This window comes from Aliivibrio sp. SR45-2 (assembly GCF_963890165.1).
Taxonomy (GTDB): Bacteria; Pseudomonadota; Gammaproteobacteria; order Enterobacterales; family Vibrionaceae; genus Aliivibrio; species Aliivibrio salmonicida.
The window spans coordinates 79,510-105,172 of record NZ_CAWPRC010000172.1; the positions used below are offsets into that span (position 1 = coordinate 79,510).

Annotated in this window: 23 protein-coding genes; 11 read left to right on the forward strand and 12 right to left on the reverse strand. The window is 39.6% G+C overall.

Translation table 11 applies throughout. The features are described 5' to 3' along the window. The first annotated feature begins 379 nt into the window (after nucleotides 1-379). Nucleotides 380-1,252: a LysR substrate-binding domain-containing protein gene (locus tag AACV33_RS15470; RefSeq protein ID WP_017023027.1), complete on the forward strand. Its 873-nt coding sequence runs from the start codon at nucleotides 380-382 to the stop codon at nucleotides 1,250-1,252. Nucleotide 1,253: 1 nt separating this feature from the next. Continuing rightward, a complete protein-coding gene (gene tadA, locus AACV33_RS15475; protein ID WP_182699407.1) occupies nucleotides 1,254-1,787 on the forward strand; it encodes a tRNA adenosine(34) deaminase TadA in 534 nt (177 codons plus the stop codon). Between the two features lie 79 nt (nucleotides 1,788-1,866). Here tadA and AACV33_RS15480 read toward each other — a convergent pair whose 3' ends face one another. Further along, nucleotides 1,867-2,025, reverse strand: a complete 159-nt coding sequence (locus AACV33_RS15480) for a hypothetical protein (protein WP_158007247.1) — start codon at nucleotides 2,023-2,025, stop codon at nucleotides 1,867-1,869. 170 nt (nucleotides 2,026-2,195) lie between these two features. Beyond that, nucleotides 2,196-3,680 (reverse strand): membrane-bound lytic murein transglycosylase MltF, encoded by a 1,485-nt coding sequence (mltF, locus tag AACV33_RS15485; protein ID WP_182699408.1) that lies wholly within the window; start codon nucleotides 3,678-3,680, stop codon nucleotides 2,196-2,198. A gap of 363 nt (nucleotides 3,681-4,043) precedes the next feature. Between mltF and purL the strand changes: the two genes are divergently transcribed. The 3 genes from purL (at nucleotide 4,044) to nqrM (ending at nucleotide 8,883) form a co-directional block, all read left to right on the forward strand. Beyond that, nucleotides 4,044-7,973, forward strand: coding sequence for a phosphoribosylformylglycinamidine synthase (gene purL, locus AACV33_RS15490; RefSeq protein ID WP_182699409.1), 3,930 nt, complete (start codon nucleotides 4,044-4,046; stop codon nucleotides 7,971-7,973). Nucleotides 7,974-8,212: 239 nt separating this feature from the next. Continuing rightward, entirely contained in the window at nucleotides 8,213-8,683 is a 471-nt protein-coding gene (locus tag AACV33_RS15495) for a NifB/NifX family molybdenum-iron cluster-binding protein (RefSeq protein WP_241802905.1), read from the forward strand. Then, nucleotides 8,680-8,883, forward strand: a complete 204-nt coding sequence (gene nqrM / locus AACV33_RS15500) for a (Na+)-NQR maturation NqrM (RefSeq protein WP_012549555.1) — start codon at nucleotides 8,680-8,682, stop codon at nucleotides 8,881-8,883. Before AACV33_RS15495 ends, nqrM begins: the two co-directional genes overlap by 4 nt. Nucleotides 8,884-8,900: 17 nt before the next feature. Here nqrM and AACV33_RS15505 read toward each other — a convergent pair whose 3' ends face one another. Next, nucleotides 8,901-9,176: a DUF134 domain-containing protein gene (locus tag AACV33_RS15505; RefSeq protein WP_017023032.1), complete on the reverse strand. Its 276-nt coding sequence runs from the start codon at nucleotides 9,174-9,176 to the stop codon at nucleotides 8,901-8,903. 176 nt (nucleotides 9,177-9,352) lie between these two features. On the opposite strand from AACV33_RS15505, the gene AACV33_RS15510 reads away from it, so the two are divergent. From AACV33_RS15510 to AACV33_RS15520, 3 genes are all read left to right on the forward strand, one after another. Continuing rightward, entirely contained in the window at nucleotides 9,353-9,868 is a 516-nt protein-coding gene (locus AACV33_RS15510) for an RNA methyltransferase (protein ID WP_017023033.1), read from the forward strand. A 70-nt stretch (nucleotides 9,869-9,938) separates the two neighbouring features. Further along, on the forward strand, nucleotides 9,939-10,475 hold the full coding sequence (locus AACV33_RS15515; protein WP_182699410.1) for a DUF3332 family protein: 537 nt from the start codon (nucleotides 9,939-9,941) through the stop codon (nucleotides 10,473-10,475). Between the two features lie 404 nt (nucleotides 10,476-10,879). Further along, nucleotides 10,880-11,206, forward strand: coding sequence for a DUF3622 domain-containing protein (locus AACV33_RS15520; protein WP_012549559.1), 327 nt, complete (start codon nucleotides 10,880-10,882; stop codon nucleotides 11,204-11,206). Nucleotides 11,207-11,278: 72 nt separating this feature from the next. On the opposite strand, the gene AACV33_RS15525 is transcribed toward AACV33_RS15520, so the two are convergent. Further along, on the reverse strand, nucleotides 11,279-13,819 hold the full coding sequence (locus AACV33_RS15525) for an Ig-like domain-containing protein (RefSeq protein WP_182699411.1): 2,541 nt from the start codon (nucleotides 13,817-13,819) through the stop codon (nucleotides 11,279-11,281). A 233-nt stretch (nucleotides 13,820-14,052) separates the two neighbouring features. Here AACV33_RS15525 and AACV33_RS15530 point away from each other — a divergent pair, with 233 nt between their 5' ends. After that, on the forward strand, nucleotides 14,053-14,538 hold the full coding sequence (locus tag AACV33_RS15530) for a GreA/GreB family elongation factor (RefSeq protein ID WP_026025570.1): 486 nt from the start codon (nucleotides 14,053-14,055) through the stop codon (nucleotides 14,536-14,538). Nucleotides 14,539-14,607: 69 nt separating this feature from the next. Here the strand turns inward: AACV33_RS15530 and AACV33_RS15535 are convergent, their stop codons facing one another. Genes AACV33_RS15535 through AACV33_RS15545 form a run of 3 tightly spaced genes read right to left on the reverse strand, consistent with a single transcriptional unit; the run spans nucleotide 14,608 to nucleotide 17,007 of the window. Continuing rightward, nucleotides 14,608-15,702 carry a succinylglutamate desuccinylase/aspartoacylase family protein gene (locus AACV33_RS15535; protein ID WP_017023038.1) on the reverse strand — a complete coding sequence of 365 codons (1,095 nt, stop codon included), beginning with the start codon at nucleotides 15,700-15,702 and terminating at the stop codon, nucleotides 14,608-14,610. Beyond that, the gene (gene rimK, locus AACV33_RS15540) at nucleotides 15,662-16,567 is read right to left on the reverse strand and encodes a 30S ribosomal protein S6--L-glutamate ligase (protein ID WP_017023039.1); all 906 of its coding nucleotides are present in this window, start codon (nucleotides 16,565-16,567) and stop codon (nucleotides 15,662-15,664) included. Before rimK ends, AACV33_RS15535 begins: the two co-directional genes overlap by 41 nt. Beyond that, nucleotides 16,567-17,007 carry an ATP-dependent zinc protease family protein gene (locus AACV33_RS15545; RefSeq protein WP_012549564.1) on the reverse strand — a complete coding sequence of 147 codons (441 nt, stop codon included), beginning with the start codon at nucleotides 17,005-17,007 and terminating at the stop codon, nucleotides 16,567-16,569. Before AACV33_RS15545 ends, rimK begins: the two co-directional genes overlap by 1 nt. Nucleotides 17,008-17,501: 494 nt before the next feature. On the opposite strand from AACV33_RS15545, the gene AACV33_RS15550 reads away from it, so the two are divergent. Continuing rightward, the gene (locus AACV33_RS15550) at nucleotides 17,502-18,851 is read left to right on the forward strand and encodes a sodium-dependent transporter (protein ID WP_065611444.1); all 1,350 of its coding nucleotides are present in this window, start codon (nucleotides 17,502-17,504) and stop codon (nucleotides 18,849-18,851) included. 105 nt (nucleotides 18,852-18,956) lie between these two features. On the opposite strand, the gene AACV33_RS15555 is transcribed toward AACV33_RS15550, so the two are convergent. The 4 genes from AACV33_RS15555 to AACV33_RS15570 all read right to left on the reverse strand — a co-directional run bounded on the left by AACV33_RS15555 (nucleotide 18,957) and on the right by AACV33_RS15570 (nucleotide 23,093). Further along, nucleotides 18,957-21,158 carry an immunoglobulin-like domain-containing protein gene (locus AACV33_RS15555; protein ID WP_370527100.1) on the reverse strand — a complete coding sequence of 734 codons (2,202 nt, stop codon included), beginning with the start codon at nucleotides 21,156-21,158 and terminating at the stop codon, nucleotides 18,957-18,959. 499 nt (nucleotides 21,159-21,657) lie between these two features. Further along, nucleotides 21,658-21,846 carry a DUF4250 domain-containing protein gene (locus AACV33_RS15560; protein ID WP_012549681.1) on the reverse strand — a complete coding sequence of 63 codons (189 nt, stop codon included), beginning with the start codon at nucleotides 21,844-21,846 and terminating at the stop codon, nucleotides 21,658-21,660. Next, the gene (locus AACV33_RS15565; RefSeq protein ID WP_023603694.1) at nucleotides 21,846-22,052 is read right to left on the reverse strand and encodes a YaeP family protein; all 207 of its coding nucleotides are present in this window, start codon (nucleotides 22,050-22,052) and stop codon (nucleotides 21,846-21,848) included. Before AACV33_RS15565 ends, AACV33_RS15560 begins: the two co-directional genes overlap by 1 nt. A 147-nt stretch (nucleotides 22,053-22,199) precedes the next feature. Beyond that, a complete protein-coding gene (locus AACV33_RS15570; protein WP_023603693.1) occupies nucleotides 22,200-23,093 on the reverse strand; it encodes a dihydrodipicolinate synthase family protein in 894 nt (297 codons plus the stop codon). A gap of 288 nt (nucleotides 23,094-23,381) precedes the next feature. On the opposite strand from AACV33_RS15570, the gene AACV33_RS15575 reads away from it, so the two are divergent. After that, complete coding sequence (locus AACV33_RS15575; protein ID WP_017023043.1) at nucleotides 23,382-24,260, forward strand: MurR/RpiR family transcriptional regulator; 879 nt, start codon at nucleotides 23,382-23,384, stop codon at nucleotides 24,258-24,260. A gap of 39 nt (nucleotides 24,261-24,299) precedes the next feature. On the opposite strand, the gene nagA is transcribed toward AACV33_RS15575, so the two are convergent. Beyond that, a complete protein-coding gene (gene nagA / locus AACV33_RS15580) occupies nucleotides 24,300-25,460 on the reverse strand; it encodes an N-acetylglucosamine-6-phosphate deacetylase (protein WP_026469742.1) in 1,161 nt (386 codons plus the stop codon). Nucleotides 25,461-25,663: the final 203 nt, after the last annotated feature.

Below are 25,663 nucleotides of genomic sequence, written 5' to 3' on the forward strand. Positions count from 1 at the left end.
ATAAGGAAAGAGGTTAACCGACGTGACCTAAAATACGGTCTTTGAAAAAGTATATGTTTCTTTTATTGGGGCAAAATGGCAATAGTAATGACAAAATATTCCGCAATAATCATTTATCCTTTGGGGGAATTGGAGAGACGATGTTTTTAGTCACGTTTAAGCAAACGCAGAAAGTAGGGCAAAATCTATTTTTATATTGGTCTATTTATTTCTATGCAGAGCCGCATAGATTAAGGTAATTCTTCAAGCTTAGTATTACTTTTATTTTCGTTTATTGTTTTGTTAGTGGTCATTATGAGCAGTTCATTATTTGTGATAATCGCGGTATAATAAAAGTTATTTTTACTGTTGTGTAATAATAAGTACGGAGTATCAGCGAGTGATTAATTGGGAAGGGGTAACAGAATTTGTTGCCGTAGCAGAAGCACAAAGTTTTACTGGTGCAGCAAAAGCATTAGAGACTTCAGTTGCACAAATTAGTCGTAAAGTCGCGGCATTAGAAGAACGTTTATCGATAAAACTTTTAATACGAACGACTCGAAAAGTATCTGTAACAGAAGCTGGACAAACTTATTATCAACATTGTCGTCATTTAGTTGAAGGCTTAAAACAAGCAGATAGAGCGATTACCGAATTAAATGCGACCCCTCAAGGGCGTTTAAAAATTACGTCATCAGTCACGTATGGTGAGCAACTTATCGCGCCATTGCTTAGCGATTTCATGCTCATGTATCCGCAACTTGAACTTGAACTTGTGTTATCAAATCAAACGTTCGATCTCGTTGAGCAAGATTTTGATTTGGCGATTCGTTTAGGTCGATTAAGTGATTCAACAATGATGGCAAAACGCTTATCTAGCCGACAAGTACGAGTATGTGCATCGCCTGCTTATATTGAAAAATATGGTGAACCACATACCTTGTCTGAACTCTCTCAGCATAATTGTTTAGTTGGCAGTTTGCCTATTTGGCGATTCATTGAAAATAAAAAAGAAAAAAGTGTAAGAGTAAAGGGATCGGTTCATTGTAATAGTGGCGCAGCCCTAACGAATGCTGCTTTAAAAGGATTAGGCATTGTTCAGCTGCCTGATTTTTATGTTCAAGAATCAATGGATAAAGGGGAATTAGTCGAAATACTGGTTCCATATAGAGAGCCTAAAGAAGGTATTTGGGCGGTATATCCCAACAATCGACACCTTTCAACAAAAGTTCGTTTATTGGTTGAGTTCTTAGCAAAAGAGTTAGCAGAATAGAATGGTAGATTTAGACGAGAATAAGAACGCGACGTTCTATATGCAAAGAGCGATAGAGCTTGCCTCAATCGCAGAAGGTGAAGGTGAAGTTCCTGTTGGTGCCGTTATTGTGCTAGATGGCGAGATAATAGGAGAGGGCTGGAACCGTTCAATTGGAACTCATGATGCTACCGCTCACGCTGAGATGATGGCGATTAAGCAAGCAGGGCAAACCGTTAAGAACTATCGGCTGGTTAACGCGACGTTATATGTCACTCTTGAGCCTTGTCCAATGTGTGCTGGCGCCATCGTACAGAGTCGAATTAAACAGGTTGTTTTTGGTGCAGCGGATTTAAAAACAGGGGCATCAGGCAGTGTCATTAATTTGTTTACAGCAGCCACTGCTTTTCATTTTGTTGAGTGTGAATCTGGATTAATGGCTGATGAGTGTCGTGAACAGCTACAAGCTTTTTTTAAGCGTAGACGAAAAGAGAAAAAAGAAGAGAAACAATTGCAGCGAGAGGCTGAAAAGAAAGACGAATTAGAGAGTAAATAACAGAAAGCAGAGACAAAAAGGCAAGTTCACGGTTAATTTGCCTTTTTAAAGTACGTTAACAAAGGAGGAATAAAGGTAATTAACGACAAAAGAGAGCTTCATTTTCATCAAAAAGAGACAGTGCATAAGTGCGTTGGCGATGAAGTACTTTTTTATGGTTATTTAATAATTTACGTCGACGCTGAGTACTTCCCCTAAGCGAGGTTTGTGTTTTTAGTTTTCTTCTATTAGAGATCATTGATCCCCCTTCCATTTAACAAGCAAAAAATTAAGGTTAATCACTTACCCTTAATTCGAGTGATTTTCTAATCTATTTAGCTCAGAGTATGTGGTAATTGTTACCGTTATATGAACGTTCTCATCGAGTCAGCCGTTATCATCCTAATGCCTTTTTTATACAGTAACAAATTACTGACTTGAAACTGCGTGGCTTGCCGTAGACGTTGCTGATGACAATGGAACATCAATGACAGTTAAATCTTCAACGGTGATATCTTCTTGGATTAATTTGTTTGCTTGTTCTTGTTCATAACCAATAATACTTTGGTAATAACGACGGATGTTTTCAACGTAGTTTTGAGCTTCATCACCACGAGCAAATCCATAGCGAAGGTATTTGTAATAACGTTTCTGGCGTAACAAAGGCAAATTGTCTTTTACGTCTGTCCATGAATTAGGATCGCCCCCTAATCGTTGTGTTAAACGACGGGCGTCCATCATGTGTCCGAAACCAATGTTATAAGACGCTAAGGCAAACCAAATTTTCTCATGTTCGGTAATGGAATCTGGTACACGTTTTACTATACGACGTAAATACTCAGCTCCCCCGCGAATGCTTTCTTCTGGGTCTAATCGATTTTTAACCCCAACAGATTGAGCCGTTGGTAAGGTGAGCATCATCATGCCTCGCACACCTGTAGGAGATTTAGCAATAGGGTTCCAATGTGACTCTTGGTATGAGAGAGCGGCTAAGAAACGCCAATCAAAATCCCCTGCGTATTTTTTAAATAAAGGTTCCCATTTCGGTAACTTACTTTCTAGTGAACGAATGAAAGCACGTGTATCAACGTAATCGAACGTTTCTACGTGACCAAAATATTTTTCTTCTAGTAATGCTAATTTACCACTGCTTTTTAGCTCACCAAAAAACTCAATCAATAATGCCTGAAGGCTATCGTCTTCTGTTTTTTGTAAGAACCAAGCGATAGGTTGATCTTCGGTTAACTCAAAAGCGACAGCGAGATCGGGATGAATTCGTTGGGTAAGAGACAGCTCAACCGAATCGGCTAAGGTGTAATGTATTTCACCGCGTGCGACTTGTTTTAATAGTTCACTTACATCCGTATTATCTTCTGTAGACCATTCTAATTTTTTATATTTTTCTTTTAATTTTAATAAAGTGCCTTCAAAACTAGAATCTTTCACAATCGTTAAGTTTTCATCTAATTCTGTGAGGTTTTTGATATTTCGAGGGCGCCAGTTCCCTTTTTTATATACGACCTGTTGACTCACATAATAATAAATTGGTCCGGTACGAAAGTTTTCTAGACGTTCAGGGGTAATGGTCATATTAGCGGCAACAATATCGACTTCGTTGCGGTTTAGCGCTGGGAATAAACCTGAATACGTATAAGCAGGCGTGATTTCTAATTTTACATTTAGCTTTTCAGCAAAGGCTTTCGCAAGATCATAATCAAGCCCTGTAGGACCGTTCGAGCCAATATAATAAGAGAGTTGATTGTTTAATGTACTGACTCTTAAGATGCCACGTTCTCTTACTTGCTCTAGTTTTGTTTTTGGTTCTGATTCTACTTGGCAACCCGTTAAGGTAAATACAAGCGTAGAAATAACCAGGCAAGATTTTAGAAGACGATAATATCGGATGTGGCTCAAGTCAGAATGCTCTTTTAAATAAGTAGGGCGTAGTTATATCAAATGGGAGAAAAAGAGGCAAAAGCGCAGTAACAAATTAGAACAATAAAGAGAGATTAAGGCCAATATTTGCATCAAGTGTACATTTTATATTCAAATTCATTAAAACAGAGGGGCGTTTCTCTTTTTTTGAAAAAAAATACGCAAACGGTTGCTTTGGGTGTTACTTCACAAAACAAAATCCTTTATAATGCGCTCGCAATACCAGAGGTAACATCGGCATAGTCGCTATGTGATATGAGTAATTAATTGAGTTGATTGCTTTTAACATCATGAAACTATTCCAATATTACCTTTAATTCATTGCCAAAGAGACCTAAGTACATGAGAATTTTGCGTGGTTCACCTGCTCTATCTGTATTTCGTGTTAATAAGCTGCTTGAGCTTTGCCGTGAACTGAGTTTACCTGTAACAGGTATTTATGCTGAGTTTGCCCATTTTGCTGATGTAAAAGCTGACCTTGATGCGTCTGAAGTTGAAAAGTTAGAAAAACTACTGACTTATGGTCCAACGATTGAAGAACATGAACCTGAAGGGTTGTTGCTTCTTTCTGCCCCTCGTCCGGGTACTATCTCTCCTTGGTCTTCAAAATCTACTGATATCGCCCATAACTGTGGTTTATCAAATATCGCACGTTTAGAGCGCGGTACTGCTTATTATGTAGAAACCTCTGAAACACTTTCTGAACTTCAATTAGTCGAACTAAAAGCCATTCTTCATGATCGCATGATGGAAGTGGTCTTTACTGATTTTGAATCGGCAGCGGCATTGTTTACGGTTGCAGAACCGATTCCTTATGCTGAAGTTGATCTACTTGTCGGTGGTCGTAAAGCGCTAGAAAACGCAAACGTTACCCTAGGTCTTGCATTGGCTGAAGATGAAATCGATTACCTTCTTGAAAGCTTTACCGAAAAACTAGGTCGTAATCCGACTGACATTGAATTAATGATGTTTGCACAAGCGAACTCAGAGCATTGTCGCCACAAGATTTTCAATGCAGATTGGACTATTGATGGTGTGAAACAAGATAAAACCTTGTTCAAAATGATCAAAAATACCTTTGAAGTTACCCCTGAGCATGTACTTTCTGCTTACAAAGATAATGCCGCGGTAATGACGGGGTCAACCGTTGGTCGCTTTTTCCCTGATCCAGAAACACGCCAGTACAACTACCACCAAGAGAAAACACATATCTTGATGAAAGTTGAAACCCATAACCACCCAACGGCAATTTCTCCTTGGCCGGGTGCATCAACAGGTTCTGGTGGTGAAATCCGTGATGAAGGCGCAACCGGTATTGGTGGTAAACCAAAAGCTGGTTTGGTTGGTTTCTCTGTATCTAACTTAAAAATTCCTAACTTTGTTCAACCATGGGAAACGGATTTTGGTAAGCCAAGCCGTATCGTAACCGCACTTGATATTATGCTTGAAGGCCCTCTAGGCGGTGCAGCATTTAACAATGAATTTGGTCGTCCAAATCTATTAGGTTACTTCCGTACTTACGAAGAAAAAGTAAATTCACACAATGGTGAAGAAGTTCGTGGTTACCACAAACCAATCATGCTTGCGGGTGGTTTAGGTAATATCCGTGATGATCATGTTCAGAAGAAAGAGATCCCTGTGGGCGCAAGCTTAATTGTTCTTGGTGGTCCAGCAATGAACATCGGTCTTGGTGGTGGTGCTGCATCGTCAATGGCATCAGGTCAATCGGCTGAAGATCTTGATTTTGCTTCAGTGCAACGTGAAAACCCAGAAATGGAGCGTCGTTGTCAGGAAGTTATCGACCGTTGTTGGCAGCTTGGTGATGCAAACCCAATTGCATTTATCCACGATGTAGGCGCAGGTGGTATTTCAAACGCATTACCTGAGCTTGTTGATGATGGTGAACGTGGTGGTATCTTCAATCTACGTGATGTACCAAATGATGAGCCGGGCATGAGCCCACTTGAAATTTGGTGTAACGAATCTCAAGAACGTTATGTTATGGCTGTTGCTGATAAAGATTTAGCAACGTTTGAAGCGATTTGTAAGCGTGAACGTGCACCTTATGCCGTCGTTGGTAAAGCAACAGAAGAGCGTGATCTAAAATTAGAAGATTCACATTTCGACAATACGCCAATTGATATGCCAATGGACATCCTTTTAGGTAAGACACCTAAGATGCACCGTGATGCTAAGACACTAAAAGCAAATAACTCGGCGCTTGATTGTTCTGGCATTGAATTGAATGAGGCGATTGAGCGTGTTCTTCGTTTACCTACCGTCGCTGAAAAAACATTCCTAATCACCATTGGCGATCGCTCAGTAACAGGTCTTGTTGCTCGTGATCAAATGGTTGGTCCTTGGCAGGTTCCTGTTGCGAACTGTGCAGTAACAGCGGCAAGTTATGATACTTACCACGGTGAAGCGATGTCACTGGGTGAACGTACACCGGTTGCTTTATTAGACTTTGGTGCATCAGCACGTTTAGCGGTTGGTGAGGCAATTACAAACATTGCAGCAACGAATGTGGGTGATATTAAACACATTAAACTGTCTGCAAACTGGATGTCTCCAGCGGGTCACCCTGGTGAAGATGCGGGTCTTTATGAAGCAGTTAAAGCCGTTGGTGAAGAGCTTTGCCCTGCACTTGGTTTGACTATCCCGGTGGGTAAAGACTCTATGTCGATGAAAACCAAATGGGAAGAAAATGGCGAGCAGAAAGAAGTGACGTCTCCACTTTCTCTTGTCATCACTGCTTTTGCTCGAATTGAAGACGTCCGTAAAACAGTGACTCCTCAGTTAAGAACCGACAAAGGTGAAACATCGTTAGTTCTTATTGACTTGGGCAACGGTAAAAACCGCATGGGTGCAACGGCACTGGCACAAGTTTACAAACAATTGGGTGATAAACCGGCTGATGTCGATAACGCAGTACAGCTGAAAGGCTTCTACGAAGGCATTCAAACATTGGTTGCTAATGATCAACTAGTGGCTTACCACGATAAGGGCGACGGCGGTTTATTTGTAACACTTGCTGAAATGGCGTTTGCTGGTCACTGTGGTGTGAACGCGAATATTGAAGCGCTGTTACTTGAATCAGAGAGCAATGAAAATACGCTTGCTGTGTTGTTCAATGAAGAATTAGGCGCAGTAATTCAAGTTCGTAACGAAGATCTAGATTCCGTTCTATCAACATTAACAGCAAATGAGCTAGGTGAATGTTCACACGTTATCGGCTCTGTTGCTGATTCAGACGAGCTAGTAATTAAATCTGGTGAGACAGTTGTCGTTGAACGTAACCGTACTGAGTTACGTACTATTTGGGCTGAAACAACACATAAAATGCAAGGATTACGTGATAACCCTGAATGTGCAGACCAAGAACACGAAGCGAAGAAAGACAATTCAGACCCTGGCCTAAACGTTAGCCTTAGTTTTGATGTGAACGAAGACATTGCGGCTCCAATTATTGAAGCGGCTATGATCAATAAAGGGGCCAAGCCTAAAATGGCAATCTTGCGTGAGCAAGGCGTTAACTCGCATGTGGAAATGGCAGCAGCGTTTGACCGCGCAGGTTTTGAAGCCACTGATATTCACATGAGTGACATTCTTACTGGCTCTGCGGTACTTGAAGAGTACAACGGTCTTGTCGCGTGTGGTGGTTTCTCTTACGGTGATGTATTGGGCGCTGGTGAAGGTTGGGCTAAATCGGTTCTGTTCAACGAAAAGACTCGTAATCAATTTGAAGATTTCTTCAAACGTGAAGATACGTTCTCTCTAGGTGTGTGTAACGGGTGTCAAATGCTGTCTAACTTGCGTGAATTGATTCCTGGTGCAGAGTATTGGCCTCGTTTCGTTCGTAATGAATCAGAGCGTTTTGAAGCACGTTTCAGCCTAGTTGAAGTTCAGAAATCTGATTCTGTTTTCTTCAATGGAATGGAAGGTTCTCGTATGCCTATTGCTGTTTCTCATGGCGAAGGGCGTGTTGAAGTTCGTGATAATGATCACCTAAATGCAATCGAAAACTCAGGAACTGTTGCGCTACGTTATGTTGATAATAATGGCAATCAGACGCAACAGTACCCGAATAACCCGAACGGTTCACCAAATGCAATCACTGGTTTAACAACGACGGATGGTCGAGTGACGATCATGATGCCTCACCCTGAGCGTGTCTTCCGTACGGTTGCTAACTCTTGGGCGCCTGAGTCTTGGGGGGAAAATGGGGCATGGATGCGTATGTTCCAAAATGCACGTAAGAACATTGGTTGATTTGCTGTTTTAATGAGCAGGAAATCAAACATTAATTAAAAAATGTGATTAATTAGAATAAATTTATTTCTAATTTTGTTTTACAATAAGACAAAGGGTTGGGTAAAGACGACTCTTTTATTAAAAACCGTTGGGATGAAAATCTCAGCGGTTTTTTTATGTGTAAAATATGAGTTATTGGCATATGCCAATAATTGAGTGTATGGTGTGATCATTCAATGTTACTTAATGAGGTTTTTATGATTTACGCCATTCCAAGTCATCGAGATAAAATCGCCCCCCATTTTTCTAAAGCTGAGCAGTTTTTAATTCTGGATGATAGAAAAGGAAGGTCTATTTCTATTGATAATCCGGCGAAGGAGATTACTGGCTGCAAAGGAAAGAAAGCATTGTTAGACATGTTAATAATGCATGGAGTTGAAGCGGTGGTGGTTCGTAATATCGGAGAGCGATTATTAACTAAGTTATTGAGCCGTAATGTGGATATTTACCAAGCAACAAGAATGAGTCAATTGTCTTCAATTCATCCCTCTAGGTTAGAAAAAATCATGGATTGCAGTGCTGCAAAACAATCTATAAATCATTTAAATAAAGTGGGGTGCTCTGAGGGGCGAAAAACAGAAAGAATTCAAGCAAAAATATTAGCGCCTCGTTTGATTGGAGTAGTCGCTAAAATGCTTAATTTCCGTAAAGGTGAGGAGGGATTATGATGACATTCATGGTGACTTTTTGTGTTTTTTTAGCCGTGATTTTAATGATGGCCATCGGCGTTATTTTTCACCGACAAAGTATTAAAGGCAGTTGCGGAGGGTTAAGTATTTTAAAGGTAAAGCGTGTTTGTAATTGCAAGACAACCTGTATTGAAGAGGCGAAACAATCGTTATATCAAATTCAAGAACCTCAACGTTAGTGGTTTCAAACAAAGCACTACTTGCTTAGCATTAGTGCTTTTCCTTCAATGATACTTTGTGCTGTTTTTGCTCGTGCTCGTTTAATGATGTTTCCAAACGTTTGACGAGATATTCCCATTTGGTCAGCACAAGCTTGTTGATTGAGCCCATGAAGATCGGATAGGCGAATGGCTTCAAATTCATCAGGTAATAATGACACTTGTTCTAGTTCTGTCATGGGAATGCCATTAGGTTTGAAGCAACTATGAGCGGGTCTACAGCGTATATTTCGTTCTATTATTGGTCTGGCCATGAAAGTGTCCTCTGCTTTAATTGGGTAACCATAAATGAGAGACGTAAATATGCCAATGATTATTATATAAAGGGCATAACATTAATCGATATAATCATGATTGATAACTCCAACTATCCCTCTTAGGTTCTCTTTGGTAAAATGCGTGCTCTTTAATTTGAGAGTACGGAACAATAATGAAAAATACGCATGTCACAATTGGTTTAAGTAACCCAAAAAGTCCGACGAATGTTGGCGCAGTGATGCGTGCTGCTGGTTGTTATCAAGTGGATGATGTTCGTTATACTGGTGAAAGGTATGACCGTGCTGCTAAATTTCAAACCGATACAAAAAAAGCAGTAAATAAAATCCCGCTAACTAGCGTTGAGTGCTTACTTGATAACTTAGCCGATGACATGAAAATTGTGTGTGTTGAGTTAGCTGAAGGCGCTATTTCATTACCTGAATTCAAACATCCAGATAAAGCGATATATGTATTTGGTCCAGAAGATGGTTCGATTACACAACAAGTGGCTGACCGTGCTGATCACGTTGTTTATATTCCAACCGTGGGTTGCATGAATTTAGCCGCAACGGTTAATGTACTTTTATATGATCGCTTAGCTAAATCAGTCGATATTGTAAAAGGTGATGAATTGATTCGCAGTAGTCGAGATAATAGAAATCACTTAGTTATTAAAGAGAAAGAATAATCTTTCTGGATGTTTTTCATATAAGACCTATGCTTTTAAAGTGTGAACACTATATTAAGTAGAGGGAATTATGAAGAAAAGCATCATCAAAGTCATTGCAATATCGGCCGTAGCACTAACGTTATCGGGTTGTGTTGGTAGTAATGCCGTCACGGGAATGTTGATGAAATTTAACGTTCAAGTCGTGGATAACCGTTATGCTCGTGCCGGAGTTAACTTCTTGTTAACCCCTGTTTATGCTCTGACATTAGCATCGGATTATATTGTCTTTAACTCATTAGAATTTTGGACGGGTAAAAACGTACTGACTGGAACACCTCATATCTTTGATAGTAAAGTCGATACGATGATGAAGATTAATGACAGCCTTGATGATTCATTAAAAACAGCACCAATTCCTCTTTCATCAAATCGTGCTATCGAATCTGGTCAAATGAAGAAAATTGATGAAAATACGGTTCAAATGGACATTACTTATAATAATGGCGAGAAAGCCGTGTTATTAGGGGTAAGAGATGGCAATCACATTACTTACTATATGGATGGACAAATCGTATCAGAAACAAGTATCGAAGCACTTGAAGAACTGGCTGCATCAAGAAGCTAACGTCTCATTCAAATAAATAACGATTGATGATCTCATCAATCGTTATTTTATAAGTAAAATAAACGATTGGTTCGATTTCGGTTTTAATTTACGTCAAACTTACTCTTGGTATTATGGTTGCTATTTTCGACGAATAATAGGTTGAAGATATGTCGTATCGAGATCTTGGTAAGAGAAGGATTAACGATGATAATGGCTTGGAAGGAAACGATATATCTTTTGGGCGCGTGCTAATTTCAATTTTATACTTTTTCGAGGGATGCTCAGTACATCTTTTTGGTGCATTTTTATTGAAATGTGTTCTAATAGCGGGCATTAAAGGGAATGCAAGTATTATACTGCAGTTATAGATGGATTTTTTAGTAATGATCTATCCCTTAACTATCGAATTCTAGGAAATAAAAATGGCAAAGTTTGATTACCGTATTGTAGAAAAACGCAACGCTTGGGCTGCTGAAATTACGCGCCAAGTTACTTCTCGCAGAACGGTTGTATCTAAGCGTCAACTTGGTTTTGAAAGCGAAGCTGAAGCAGTTGAATGGGCTCAAAAAGAGCTTGTTGAATTTGCAAAGACTCAAGCTGTTCGTAACGATCGTAAAGCTGATCAACGTAGCGAAAAAGAAGAAATGATCGCTCGTAAGAAAGAAAAATCAGCGGCACAAAAAGCAGAATATGAAGCTGCTCGTGATGCGAAAGAAGACGAAAGCGAATACGATTACGACGAAGAGTAATCTTCTCTATCTATTTAAAATAAAAAAGGCGCTTATTGAGCGCCTTTTTTGTGCCTGTTATTTTATTTTATGTTATTGAGCGTTCATTAATGTCAGTTTCTCGCCAATCGGTTGTGAGAAATTAAACCCATCATGTTTATCCCAGTTAATTGACCATGTCATCACACCACCAAAATTCGGGTATAATTTATTTGGAACAACGGTGCTGCATGCTGAGCCATAAGTGACACAATCTAATGCATCTATAATGTTTTGTGTTGGCGCTTGTCCTGAGTTTGCTGAACTTGGTCCTGAAGGTAGACCAATAGCGACTTGATCATCTCTTAGTGGAGCAAAGAAAGAGCCATCAGCGAGTTCAAACCCTTCAACGAGCATTTTTACCGACGCTACCATCATATCAACGGATCCTTCTGGAGCCGCTCCTGGCATGTATGGATTTGCTAATCCGCCATTGTTATATAATTGAACATGAAGAAGATCTAATGTATCTCGAACTTGGTCTATTACTGGAATATAAGCGCCCCAAATACCGCTGTAAGCAACCATTCCACCTTGAACATAAGGATGTTCTGGTGCCATGGTTAAATACATGTCTCCGCCCATATTCATTTCTATTTGTTTTAGTGCCGTAGGTAAGCGAGCTTGAATTTGTGTGCCATGAAGTAAATTCGATCCGCTTTCTAAATCGATATCTAGCCCATCAAAGCCCCATTCATCAATAAGTGCGGTTAAACTACTGACAAAATTGGCTTCATCTTGTTCTGTATTTAAGGTTATTGTGCCTTCTGCACCACCAAGAGAAAGTACAAATATTTTTCCTTTTGCCTGTAACGCGGCCATGTCTTGTTTAAATTGATTAGGATCTAGAGCGAGACAGCTACTGTGAATATCGCCAGAGTAGAGGTTGAAATGCACCGTTCCGTTGCTGTTTCTATCATTATCAGCAAATGCAATATCGATAACGTCCCACTCATCAGGCATTTCCGATAAACGAATAGGGCAACCAGAACCGTTAACGAAATTATGCCAATAACCAATTAATTTATGCGTTGCTTGGCTTTGTTCTAGAACGGTAATACTTGATGCTATTGAGAGTGCTTTATTTCCTTGGGTATCAGTGGCCTCTGTTGAAATGGAGTAAGAACCAATAGCACTTGGTGTCCAATTGGTATTGTATGGTGTTGTTGTGTCTGACCCAATGATTGCCCCATTAATTAAGAAATCAACCTGAGTTATCGAGCTGGTTAATGAAGTTGCGGTTGCACTTAGTTGAGTAACTTTTCCTAAGGCAAGGCTCGATCCAGATGCAGGGGAAGTTAGACTTGTCACTACGTTTTGATCACTGACAGTAACAAGAATATTATTGTCACTGTTATTTCCTTCATTATCGGTTGCTACGGCTTTTAGTGTGTTATTTCCAATTAAGGCGGCAGTCCAAGTCATGGAATAAGGGGCTTGAGTATCAGCGCCTAGTGTAATGTCATTTGCAAAGAATTCTACGCCAACAATGCTGCCATCACTGTCGTTTGCGGTGGCATTTATTATAATGGACGATCCTGCAAGAATGACGCTGTTATCACTTGGTGAAGTAATGGCGACCTCTGGTGGAGTGCTACAAACGCCTAGCCCTGTCCATGCATCTTGCCAGCTTGAGCCTGTGCCAGGAGCATACGCCCAATCAGATGAAGAAGAACACCAGCCACCGACATCACAACGATATTTTTGATTAATATTTTGTATTTCATCGCCTTGAGTGTAAGCCGTTCCTGATTTGTATTGAGGTAAGCCTGCACAACCACCGCTAGATGGTTCCGTGATGGTTAAGATACTTTCTTGGCTGATGCTTGACTGTTCATCATTATCGATCGCTTTTGCTTTAAAACGATGCGTTCCCTTTGTTGCTGCCCATAAGTGTTCAAAAGGCACGGAACTGTCTGTAAAAACCAATTCGCTATCAACATAAAACTCGACATAAGCGACTTGACCATCGTTATCTGTTGCGTCTGCGGACATTAATAAAGCATCGCCGACAGAGAGAACTTCATTGCCCGTTGGTGAGAGAAGTTGTATTGATGGTGGGATTAAATCCCCGGTTGATTGTACGTGAATAGAGACGGATTCAGCCGTTGAACTGCCTTCATTATCAGTAGCGATCACTGAAATTGATGTCGTGTTTTTTAGTGCTACCCAATCCGTGTTATACGGTGGGGCGGTGATTATCTTAATGGATTGGCTATCCGCTAAAAATTCAACACGAGTAATTTCTCCGTCACTATCCACAGCATTGGCTTGTAATGTGATGGCACTTCCTTCTGCAATCGCAGCATTATTTAAGGGGGAGATGATGGACAGTGTTGGTGCGGCATTCCCGCCACTATTATCGCATTGACCTAAACGTTTCCATTCTTGCCATTCACCAGAATGTGTTTCTGGTGAATGTCCTTGGGACCACCATTGTGCTTGGTATGCAATCTGATTTTGTTGTATTTCAGCACCACCGCTGTAGGGTTCTGAATTTTGCCAAAGAGGGAGTGAACTGCAATCAAAAGCATTGGCTCCGTATGAAATAAAGAGAGCAGAAGCAATAGCACTGTTAATGAAAATCCGTTTCATAGATATATCCTTAATCGAGTAAGTCGGGGGGATTGACTCTTAAGTTTTAGTCGATAATTAAGAAGGTATTTCATTTTGTTTTGCTATTTAACAGGAGATCACAGGGATTCACTCTATTCTCATTGAGTTACGATTCTTTTTGGAAATACTTCACATTAAAAATGGGATAGGAAGTTAAAGCGGTTATCTTTATTTTTGTTATGATAAGCGGTCGATTTTATGGGTTATCTAACATGATAGAAAAAGAAGCGTTATTAGATTCAATCATTCAACAATTACGTCAAGTTCACCAAATGGCGTTAGAGGCGACACAGCGAGCGATTGAACAAGCGACAGATAAAGAAGCCATAGCTCGAAGTAAGTATGAAACGTTTGGTTTAGAAGCCTCGTATTTAGCGCATGGGCAAGCTCGAAGAGTGTCAGAATGTGATGCCGATATTTTAGCGTATCGTAAATTACCACGCTTAGAATACGGTGAAGATAGCGTGATAAATCAGTGTGCGTTAGTGACATTAGTGAATCAGGATGATATCGAAAGTCAGTTCTTTATTGGACCGTCAGCGGGGGGGATAAAAGTGACTCATGAAGACATGACATTTTTGTTGATCACGCCATCAGCACCCTTAGGTAAGGCCATGATAGGAAAGCAGCTTGGGGATGAATTCGAACTTGACTTAGCTGGAAGAAAACAACAATACGAAATTATTGGTGTTCAGTAATACCGGTAAATATTATGAATAAAATAAGAGAGGCGAACCTCTCTTATTTTTGTTTTTGGTATCGAAATATCAAAGGGTAGATGTTGTGATCTGCCCATTCGTTAGTTGATCAGTATCGGCATCAATCATTTCATCGATGTACGTTTCAACTGTTTGACCGACCATCTCATCATCTTCAGAAAAGTAAGCTAAATTGAAAATAGCGTCCCCTTCATTAACTAATGGTAATGTTTGTTGGCCAATAACGATGCCACCTTTATGTGCGATAATCTCGATCTCACCGTGCCCAAGTGGCGCACTGATATAAGCAAGAACTTGATCTTTTTCAACTTGCTCACCGAGTGTCACGATAGTACGTAAGATACCGTCGCTTTCTGCTCTAAGCCAGCCAGTTGATTTCGCAATAATGGCTGTTGGTAAGCGCTTTCTACTGGCTTTTAACATACCAATAGATTGCATTACTCGTTGTACACCCACATATCCAGCATTGATCGCTATCGGTTCAAAGCGCAATGCTTCACCGGCTTCGTATGTTAATACTGGAATACCGCAACGTTCAGCTTCACTGCGTAACGAACCATCTCGTAATGGCGAATCTACAATCAATGGTGTTGCGAATGCTTTTGCAATTCGTAACGTTTCAGGATTACTTAGATTGGCACGAATTTGAGGTAAGTTTGTTCGATGAATCGCTCCGGTGTGCAAATCAACAATATAATCACAACGTTTTGCTATTTGGGTGAAAAAGGTATTTGCCATGCGTGATGCCAAAGAGCCTTTTTCTGAACCAGGGAAGCAACGGTTTAAATCTCGGCGATCGGGTAGATAACGAGATTTATGAATGAAACCAAAAACGTTAACAATAGGCACTGCAATTAAAGTGCCTTTTAGGGTTTTTGGGTCAATGTTATTGATTAACTGTCGAACAATTTCAACCCCATTGAGCTCATCACCATGAATGGCCGCATTGACCATCAGGATTGGGCCAGCATGCTGGCCATTAATGATTTCTACAGGGATAGATAAAGGTGAGTGGGTATAAAGCTTTGCGGCTTCAATCTCAATGACCTTTCTTTCACCGGGTGCAACTGAATGCGTTAGTATGTCGAATGCTTTGTTCTGTCTAGCCTTTGCCACGAGTTTTAGTCCCTTTTGTCGCTGCATTTTTCTCAATAAAATCAACAATTAAACCAGCAACGTCTTTACCTGTAGCGGCTTCAATGCCTTCTAAGCCAGGTGAAGAGTTCACTTCCATAACTAATGGGCCACGATCAGAGCGAAGTAAATCGACACCTGCTACGTTCAATCCCATGATATTTGCTGCTGCTACTGCTGTTTTACGTTCTTCTGGAGTCAGTTTAACCAGTGACGCAGAACCACCACGGTGTAGGTTAGAACGGAATTCGCCTTCTGCACCTTGACGTTTCATTGCTGCAATCACTTTGCCACCAATAACGAAACAACGGATATCTGCACCGCCAGCTTCTTTGATGAACTCTTGAACCATAATATTCGCTTTTAAGCCCATAAATGCTTCAACAACACTTTCTGCTGCTTTTCTTGTTTCTGCAAGAACAACACCAATACCTTGAGTGCCTTCTAAGAGCTTGATCACAACTGGCGCGCCGCCAACCATATCAAGTAAATCTTTTACATCATCAGGCTTGCTTGCAAAACCCGTGATTGGCATACCAATGCCTTTACGAGAAAGCAGTTGCATTGAACGTAATTTATCGCGAGAACGAGTGATAGCAACAGATTCGTTCACCGGGTAGACATTCATCATTTCAAATTGACGTAATACAGCAGTACCATAAAAAGTAACTGATGCGCCAATACGAGGGATAATCGCATCGTAATTAATCAGTTCTTCACCTTTGAAGTGAATTTGAGGTTTTTCTGAATTGATATTCATATAACAGCGTAATGCATCAATTACTTTTACTTCATGACCACGGCTTTCTGCCGCTTCAATTAAACGGCGAGTAGAGTAAAGGTCTTGGTTACGAGATAAAATACCGATTTTCATTATACAATTTCCTCAAAATCAACTAGGTAAGACGACGATGGATCAACAACAATGCGGTCTTGCATTGATGATCTGCCAAGTAACATACGAAACACCATTGTTTCTCGGTTACTTAATGTTATTTCTGCTGGCCATTCTTGGCCTGCTAGTCGGATCATGGTTCTGATCACATAGCGCATTTCTTCTTGCCCACTTGAGCTTTTTACTACTCGCTTATCAACAATTGGAGCTTCGCATATTTGAACAAAATCATTATTACGTTTTTCAGGATGGATCCAGAAGCGAACCCATGCTTCACCATCTTTGGTAAAGGGCTCAACTTTAAACGCATGTAAACAAGATGTTTGGGCGCCAGTGTCGACTTTTGCCTTAATTAATTTAATACCAAGCTCGGGAAGGCTAAGAGACTCTCGCCATCCAACCATGATTTTATTTGTCATTAATATTTTCTCAAATAGAAAAATCTACAACAAGTATAGTAAATACGTTGCAGATATCTAACCCATTTGGCTACCATCTAATTTGTCTGAACTGATATGTTCAGTAGTCTGGAGTTTGGTGGAATACGTAGAGAGGTGTTATAGGATGTGTACACCGTGACTCAATAGGCGCGAATTTATCAGCAGTTTTAAATTTCGTCAAATAAAATATTCATTATAATTTTGACGCGCGTCACATTAGTTTTTTTAATGGATAGCCATTTGTGAATGGAATTAAGCTTTCTATTCACACTGTTTAAAAAAAGAGCACTATGTTAGTGGGTATTTTGACAAATAATGAATAGATATTATGTTGTTTTCTTATTTTAAAGTAGATGGAGTCTCTGCTTTCTTATTGTTAAGAGAAATAAATGAATGAAGCGAGTATTTAAATCTGGTGTTTAATTACGAGTGAAGTTATTATTCGCTTATTGTACTAGTGTGGTGATACAGAGATGACGACAGGTAACAGAGAAAGTTTTAGTTCACGATTAGGATTTATATTATCAGCTGCTGGTGCAGCGGTGGGTCTGGGTAATATTTGGGGCTTCCCAACTCAGGCAGCAAGCAATGGTGGTGGTGCCTTTTTATTGGTTTATCTCATCATGATCCTTGTGGTGGCTTTCCCTATGCTTGTTGTCGAAATGGCGATCGGTCGTCATGGTCAAGCAAACCCAGTAGACAGTATGCGATCTCTGACTTCAAATCCAATGGGTAAGCGTTTTGGTGCTTTTGTTGGGTGGATTGGTCTGAGTGTACCTAGTGTTGTACTGATGTTTTATAGCATTGTTGGTGGTTGGTTAATCTGTTTTCTATTTGGTGCGATGGCCAATGTTGTTGGATTGCATGATCTCGCTGAGTGGTTTAAAGGTTTTAGCATTGAACGTAATTTACTGGGTACGATACTCTTTTATGTATTAACTATTTTAATCGTACAAGGTGGAATTAAAGACGGTATTGAAAAATGGTCTACTCGTTTGATGCCGGCATTATTTGTTTTATTTGGATTATTGTTTGTTTATATCATGATGCAGCAGGGTGCTGTTGAAGGGCTAAAGCATTATCTGATTCCTGATTTTGAAAAAGTAATGGATAAAAAATTGATTCTAGCAGCCATGGGGCAAGGCTTTTTCTCGCTAACCATTGGTGGCTGTTCAATGCTGATTTACGGATCGTATTTAAGTAAGACAGAGAATTTACCTAAAATGGCGATGAACGTTACTTTAGTGGATACCGCTGTGGCATTTGTTGCGGGCTTAGTGGTTATGCCTGCGATGTTTGTTGCAATGCAAAAGGGCGTTCAAATTTATGCCGAAGATGGATCGTTATTAAGTTCTGACACGTTGGTGTTTACGGTTTTACCAATGATGTTTGATAGCTTAGGTTTATTGGGCGATCTGTTCGCCATTGCTTTCTTCTTATTATTAACCATCGCTGCATTAACGTCTTCAATCTCAATGCTTGAATGTTCAGTTTCTTTAGTGAGTGAGCGATTTGAAACGAGAAGAACACCAACAAGCTGGGTATTAGGTTTATTAATTGCCGTGTTTAGTGTGGTGATTGTCTTTAATTTTTCTGAACTATTTGGCTTAGTTGCGATGATTGCAACGCAATATTTACAACCTGTCGCGGCATTATTGTTCTGTGTATTTGGTGGCTGGGTGTGGAGTCGTCACTCTAAAATTAAAGAGCTTGAGCAAGGTTATCCTGAATTCCAACAAGGTTTCTTTGGTAAAGTTTGGCCTCTGTATGTGAAATTTGTGTGTCCTGTTTTAGTTATCGCCGTATTGTGGGCATCGTTCTAATACACTTATAAATAAACAACATTAAGATAGAAAACAGCCAGCAGATAAATGCTGGCTGTTTTATTTTTAACTATCGAAAAATACGATACATTCAGTGGTTAATGCTTATTTTTTATCCCACGCATTAGCCCAAAGTTGGCTCTCTGCTGGAGCATAAGCAGAGCTTGAGCACCATGGAGTGTAAGGCCAAGCTTTACACTGATAAACATTACCATCTGTCGCTAAGACTTGGTCACCTTCAACGTATGTTTTCCCTGCTTCATAAGCGGGAACATCTGTTGTTGGTGGCGTTGTCGTATCTTCCGATACTAGATTAAAACTGTAACGTTCCTCTACTGAATTATCATCATTTGATGCCAATAGACGCATAGAGTAATACCCTTCTTCAACATTCGTTAATGGTAACGAAATCGCTTGGGTTCCTGTGACTTGTTCTGAGTATGACGTCACGCTGTTTCCCATACGGTCAATGATATCGACGGTAGTTGACGCCATCTCATTCGTCGTAATTGTAAACGTGATCGTTGCTGCTGAATCAATGACGGAATACTCGTTACTAAGTCCTGTAATTTTAGCGCTTAACTCTGCTTCTGGATCAGGTATTACGCCACCACAATCGGTATCACCAATCAGTTTCCAAACGCCCCATTCACCAGTGGTTCCCGGTTCATCGCCTTGAGTCCACCAGCCAGCTTGCCACGTTTTGCCATTGTGACTTGTCGTTTCATCTGTTAAATACACTTGGTCTGCTTTCCAAGGGCTCACGCAGACTTCAGAACCGTCATTTACGGTAACAGTACGTATTGCTGTTGCTGTTTGATTTGCGCTGTCTTTTACTGAATACGTTAATGAGTATTTACCAGCAAGAGTCGTATCGACTGATCCTTCAACGTTGATTTGAGACGTTAAGTCACCGTCTTCAGCATCTGTTGCTTTTACGCCCGTTAATGGATCAAATGCAGAGTCGATTTTTATTGTCGTATTGGTTACACCTGTAAGTTCAGGTAATGCACTGTAAACTTCGACATTGCGGCCTTGTTTTGTTTCGTTGCCATCAGAATCGGTCACGCTGTAAGTAAGTACATTATCACCAAGTACCTGTGTGTTTACTGAGCCTTCAACCGTGATTGATGACGTTACATCGCCGTCTTCTTTGTCCATCGCTTTTACACCCGCTAATGGCGAGAATACGGTACCGTGTTGAACTCGTGTATCAGATAGGCCACTAAATACAGGTTTACCAACGACTGGCGGCGGTGGTGTTTGACCATGAACATAAGGGCCATAATCATTAATAAAACTACTGTTGTATGGGGTACCCGCTGCATCTGTACCGACATCCCAATTAATTGACCATGTCATTACGCCACGTAATGGTTGGCCTTGTTGTTTTAGTGCATCGAATGCGTTGTAAAGATCTTGGGGTTCTTTAACAAACCCTGTTGCAGCTGCATCGCTATTGGTAGGAATACCGAAAACAAGTTTGTCATGAGGGATCTTATGGAAACCACGAGTTCCATTGATCAGAGAGTCAGAGATGTAATAAATAAACTTCTCTTTCATAGCATCACTGTTTTGAGTAATCCAAGCGTTCTCTTCATCAACCCAGACACCATCACCACCTTGGTTATAGAACTGTGGGTTAATCCAATCGTAGTAACCTTCTAGACGTTCAAGGTATGGGATGTACTTGTCGCCTGCTTTTAAGTAAGGGAATTCAGGAGCCATTGTGATGAGAAAGTTTTTACCTTGAGTACGGTAATGATCTTTCACCATTTTTAATGCTTCAGGAATTACCCATTGGTTATCTGCTGCGGTGACGGCGGCTTGTTCTAAATCGATGTCTAGGCCATCAAAGCCATACACTTCAACAAGACGAATTATTTCGTCTGCAAATGCTGTTTCGTCGCCACGCTTTAATTCGATGTGTGCATCAGCACCACCAAGAGCAATCACAACAGATCGACCTTGTGCATTTAATTCTTTAATTTGTTCGATGAATTCCGCTTCACTTAAACCAACGGTAGGATCAAGACGGAAAGTAGGGATACGACCTTCAGCGGTGTCGTATACTTTCATGAATGAAATATCGACCACGTTATACATTGGGTTTGTTTCTTTAAGTGTCATACAAGGCGCGTTACCTGCTTGGTAACCACGCCCATCACACCAGTTGTGCCAATAACCAACAACAATACCGCCTTCAGGGTTTGTCATATCATTTGCGTGGGATTGAACTGAAAAACCAGCACCTAATAACGCTAATGCGATAGTGTTTAGCTTCATTTTATTTGTTAGTAATGCCATACATAATTCACTCATAAAAGGTAAGTTAATCGGATTAATTAAATATATTAATAGATTTAATTAACGGTGATTAATAAAGAGAAATGAAATTATCATGGATATTTAAAAGTTATATTTTACAAATGTAACAAGATGTTTCCGTAAAGAGCATTTTTAATTTAATATTATTTATTTATGTGATTAACAATGAAAAAATCAGGTGTTTTTAAGTTAAGTGGTTAATTATTAACGATAATAATTAAGTTCGGTATTATTGGGTAAATCTGGGATAAGTATCACTTTAGTTGCGTTATTATCAATATATTCGATTTGGAATAGTTAAAATAAGGTGGGAGTAATGTCTCTTTTTATATTAACGTTTGTTGTTTTTATATTGATGAAATGATTAAGTATAAATATTAATATATAAATTTAATAATAAAGTAAGCAAGGAAAGAAGGGAGAGGCGAGAAGTGTTATTAAAAGGGAAACAATATATTAATTTCCCTTGTTAAATAGATTATCTGAATTGTTTGGCTTCTTCTAAATAATCAAAACCAGCGTCAGCTAATCTCTTTATTAATGCATCTTGATCTAATTCATAGAATTTCACGAAACAGTGAAGATCCCCAAATTCATCACGAATTTTCATATTAACGATACTCATTAACATAATTGGATCCATTGAAGCGACTTTTTCAGGTGTCATTACGCATCCTCAAAATCAGAAATTAATAAGTTTGCAGCAGCAAATGCGGCTTTTTCACGGGTTTCTTTTGGAAGAGAATCGTCGGCTGCAATGTCGTTTAATGATTTAACTGCACAGTTAATCGCTTGAGGAATATAACCTTGATCGCCACTGCCAATTAATGAGTACAGTTCACGAACCATGTCACAACAATCGTATACTTTCATAATACTTTCCATCTTAAAATGATAACTGTTATGAAGTTTACACTGAGAAATAAGGAAAACATAGATTAAAAAAAGCTGAAAAACGTAGGGGAAAACGTTTTTCAGCTTAGGAGCTAAATCAAGGCGTATGGTTAACTAAGTTATTCTTTATTTAAGAAAATTTGCGGCTCTCATTTTTTCAACGACCGCTAACTTTTGCTCTGCGCTTAGCGGCATTAGTGGTAAACGAGGATCACCAGCATTAATGTCGTGAAGTTCCATCGCGATTTTTCCTGCGGCCACACCACCAAACTCAACCAGCACTCGGATTAATTCAATAACGTTGGTCATTTTATTAAATACAGCGTCGTGGTCACCCTTATTGAAAGCCTCAATAATAGAATTAAAGTGAGGTGCTGCGTAGTTATAAGTACTGCCTACTGCACTTTTTGCACCAACGGCTAATGCGCCGGGTAGGAACTCATCAACACCAAACGGTACATCAAATTTACCATCACAAGCACGAAGACAACGTTGGTATTCGTATAAATCACCGCTGTTAAATTTAAGTCCTGATAAGTTAGGAATGCGTTTATCGGCTTGGATTAAAAACTCTTCCATATTCAAGTTTACGCCAGACATTCCTGAGTGGTAATAGTAAAATCCTTTTGATGGTGCCGCTGCAGCGATGGTTGCACAATATTCAACAAGATCAGCGACGCTACCTGGTTTAAAGAAACAAGGACCAATGGCTGAGGTCGCTAAAATATCAAGTGTATCGGCATGACGAGTTAGTTCTAATGTATCTACAATGCTAAGCGCACCAGTGTGAACAATGATGTCGAGTTTATGATTACAAGCACTTACCCAGCGTTCAGCAATTGCTTTACGTTCTTCTACGCTGCAATGAATGCCTTCACCTGTTGTGCCACATACATAAATACCTTTTACGCCATCATTAATTAAATGCTTGGCAATTTTATCAATCTCTTCAAAATTAACGTTACCTGAACTATCGAATGGAGTATGTGGAGCTGCAATTAAACCTGTTAACTTTTTCATGTCATCCTCATTAGATTATCTTTGTGAAGTCATTCTTCATTAATTTAAATACTTTGGAGTTAAACTAATATTATGGAGTAAAGTTTCATTTTGCAATATAAAAAGGGGAGGGTGATGCTGTAAATGTGATCTGTAAGCCCCATTTTTCAGATAAAATTTTTATATGCGCCTGATTTTCGGTTTTTAGGGGCGGTTAGTACAAACTAATCACGGAGTTACACTTCACAAATAAGGAGTGCCGTGACAAAATAAAATCAGTAGGTTGTTTTATTCAAGGATTATTTAATAATGTCCAACCATCATATTCAAATCAAAGCTGGCAATATCATTGATATGATCGGCAGTCTTTATAATAGCTTAACGCCATCATCAAAACGCATTGCTGATTATGTTATGGCTAACGCGACACAAGTGAGCAAGCACTCTATTGCAGAGTTATCACAGATCGTTAATGCGGGTGATGCGACCATCATTCGTTTTTGTCGTACTTTAGGATTTAAAGGCTACCAAGATTTTAAAATGGAACTTGCGATTGAGGTGTCTAATCTTCAAGGTCGCGAAAAAGAAATTTTTGATACGGATGTGACTGCGGAAGATAATGCGGAAGTCATAGGGCACAAGCTTCAAGCTACGATTGAAAGTGTATTGTCAGAGACCATGAACTTACTTAATTTTCAGTCTTTGGAGTTGGTAGCAGAAGCATTAAAAGATGCGAAAGCGATTTATTTTTTTGGGGTTGGTTCTTCTGGATTAACGGCAGAAAGCGCAAAGCATAAGTTTATGCGAATTGGTCTAAATGTAGATGCATTTACCAATAATCATTTTATGTATGTAAAGTCATCGCTAATGCAACCTGGCGATTTCGCTGTGGGTATTAGCCATTCTGGGTGTTCAGTCGAAACGACTAAAGCGTTGCGTTTAGCCAAAGATAACGGGGCTACGACGATTGCGATAACCCATAACCCACGCTCTGATATTACTAAGCATTCTGATTACGTGTTGGTTAATGGTAATAGACAAGGCCAATTACAAGGTGATTCTATTGGTACGAAAATTTCACAGTTATTTGTATTGGATTTAATTTATACCTTATTAGTGAAACGAGACATCAATGGTGCAAAAGCCAATAAACTGAAGACAACGGAAGCGTTGTGTCATAAATCCTAATAAAAGAAACCGCGAGTAGGATCTCTGCTCGCGGTTTTATTATCGTTGATAAGCTAATTTACCCATCTGAAACGTACTCATAACGTCATTATCGTCGTTTAATAACGTTATGTTTGCCTTATACCCTTCTTTTAGTTTTCCGTATTTGTTATCCATGTTTAATGCTTGAGCTGGATATAAACTTGCCATTCTTAGTGCTTCTTCTTTAGATAGCCCAACATGGTTTATCAGGTTTTTTACACCATCAATCATGGTAATCGCAGCACCGGCAATAGTGCCATCTTCATAATGGCATTTACCTTCTGTCACAAAAGCTTGTGTGCCTGCCATATCAAATTCAGTCAGATCAGTACCTGCGGGAGTCACGGCATCGGTCACTAAAAATAGTTTTTCTTTTAGTTGTTGATGAGCAATTCGAACGGACGGATAAGAGGCATGAATACCATCTACGATAATTCCCGCATACGGTTTTTGATCAAAAATATAACCGACCACTCCCGGCTCTCTTGAGCCTAATGGGGTCATGGCATTGTAAAGATGAGTTGCCATAGTAAAGCCAGATCTTGAATTTACATCCGCATAAGTGGCGTTTGTGTGCCCCATAGAAACGGTAATACCAGCGTCAGTTAAGCAATCAACAACGTCTTGAGAAACGTGCTCTGGTGCAACGGTAATTACCTTAATGTATGCGCTGTTTTTGGCGAGTAATAGTGCTGTCGTTAAGTCTAATTCGCGAATGTATTGAGCTTGATGTGCCCCTTTTTTTTCAATACTGATAAACGGGCCTTCAAGATGGAGACCTAAAACACCTTCTTGCTCTGCCTGATTAAAATCGGCCATCATTGTTAATGTGCGGTGTAGGTCTTTTTCGGTACAAGTGATTAAAGTCGGTAGGTATTGAGTCGTTCCATACATCACGTTTGTTTTATTCATTGTGTCTAAGGTCGATAACGCAATGTCCGTATTGAGCAGTACACCACCACACCCATTTAATTGGATATCAATAAATCCAGCTGTCGCTAATGCGCCATTTCCATCAATGCTATTGAGTGATAAAGATTGTGCTTTTTCCATTGAGATAATGGATGTGATCGTATCGTTAGTTATAATAATTGCTTGTTTTTTATCTGTTTTTTGGCCATCAAAAACGTCAATATTAGTAATCATATAATGATTATTTTGAGTGTTTTCTCTCTTCATTATTCTACCTTATTAATAAGTTTTTAATTTTAACTGGAGTTAAGCTCCAATTTATATACCGTTAAAAATACAGTAATGTTGAACCCCAATCAATTAAAATACCTATAAATAAAGGTTTTTGTTCGTTTGTTTTTTCGATGTTTTATTTTTTAGTCGATCTAGATCTCCATTTTAACATTCAATCGTTGAAGTTTAACTCCATA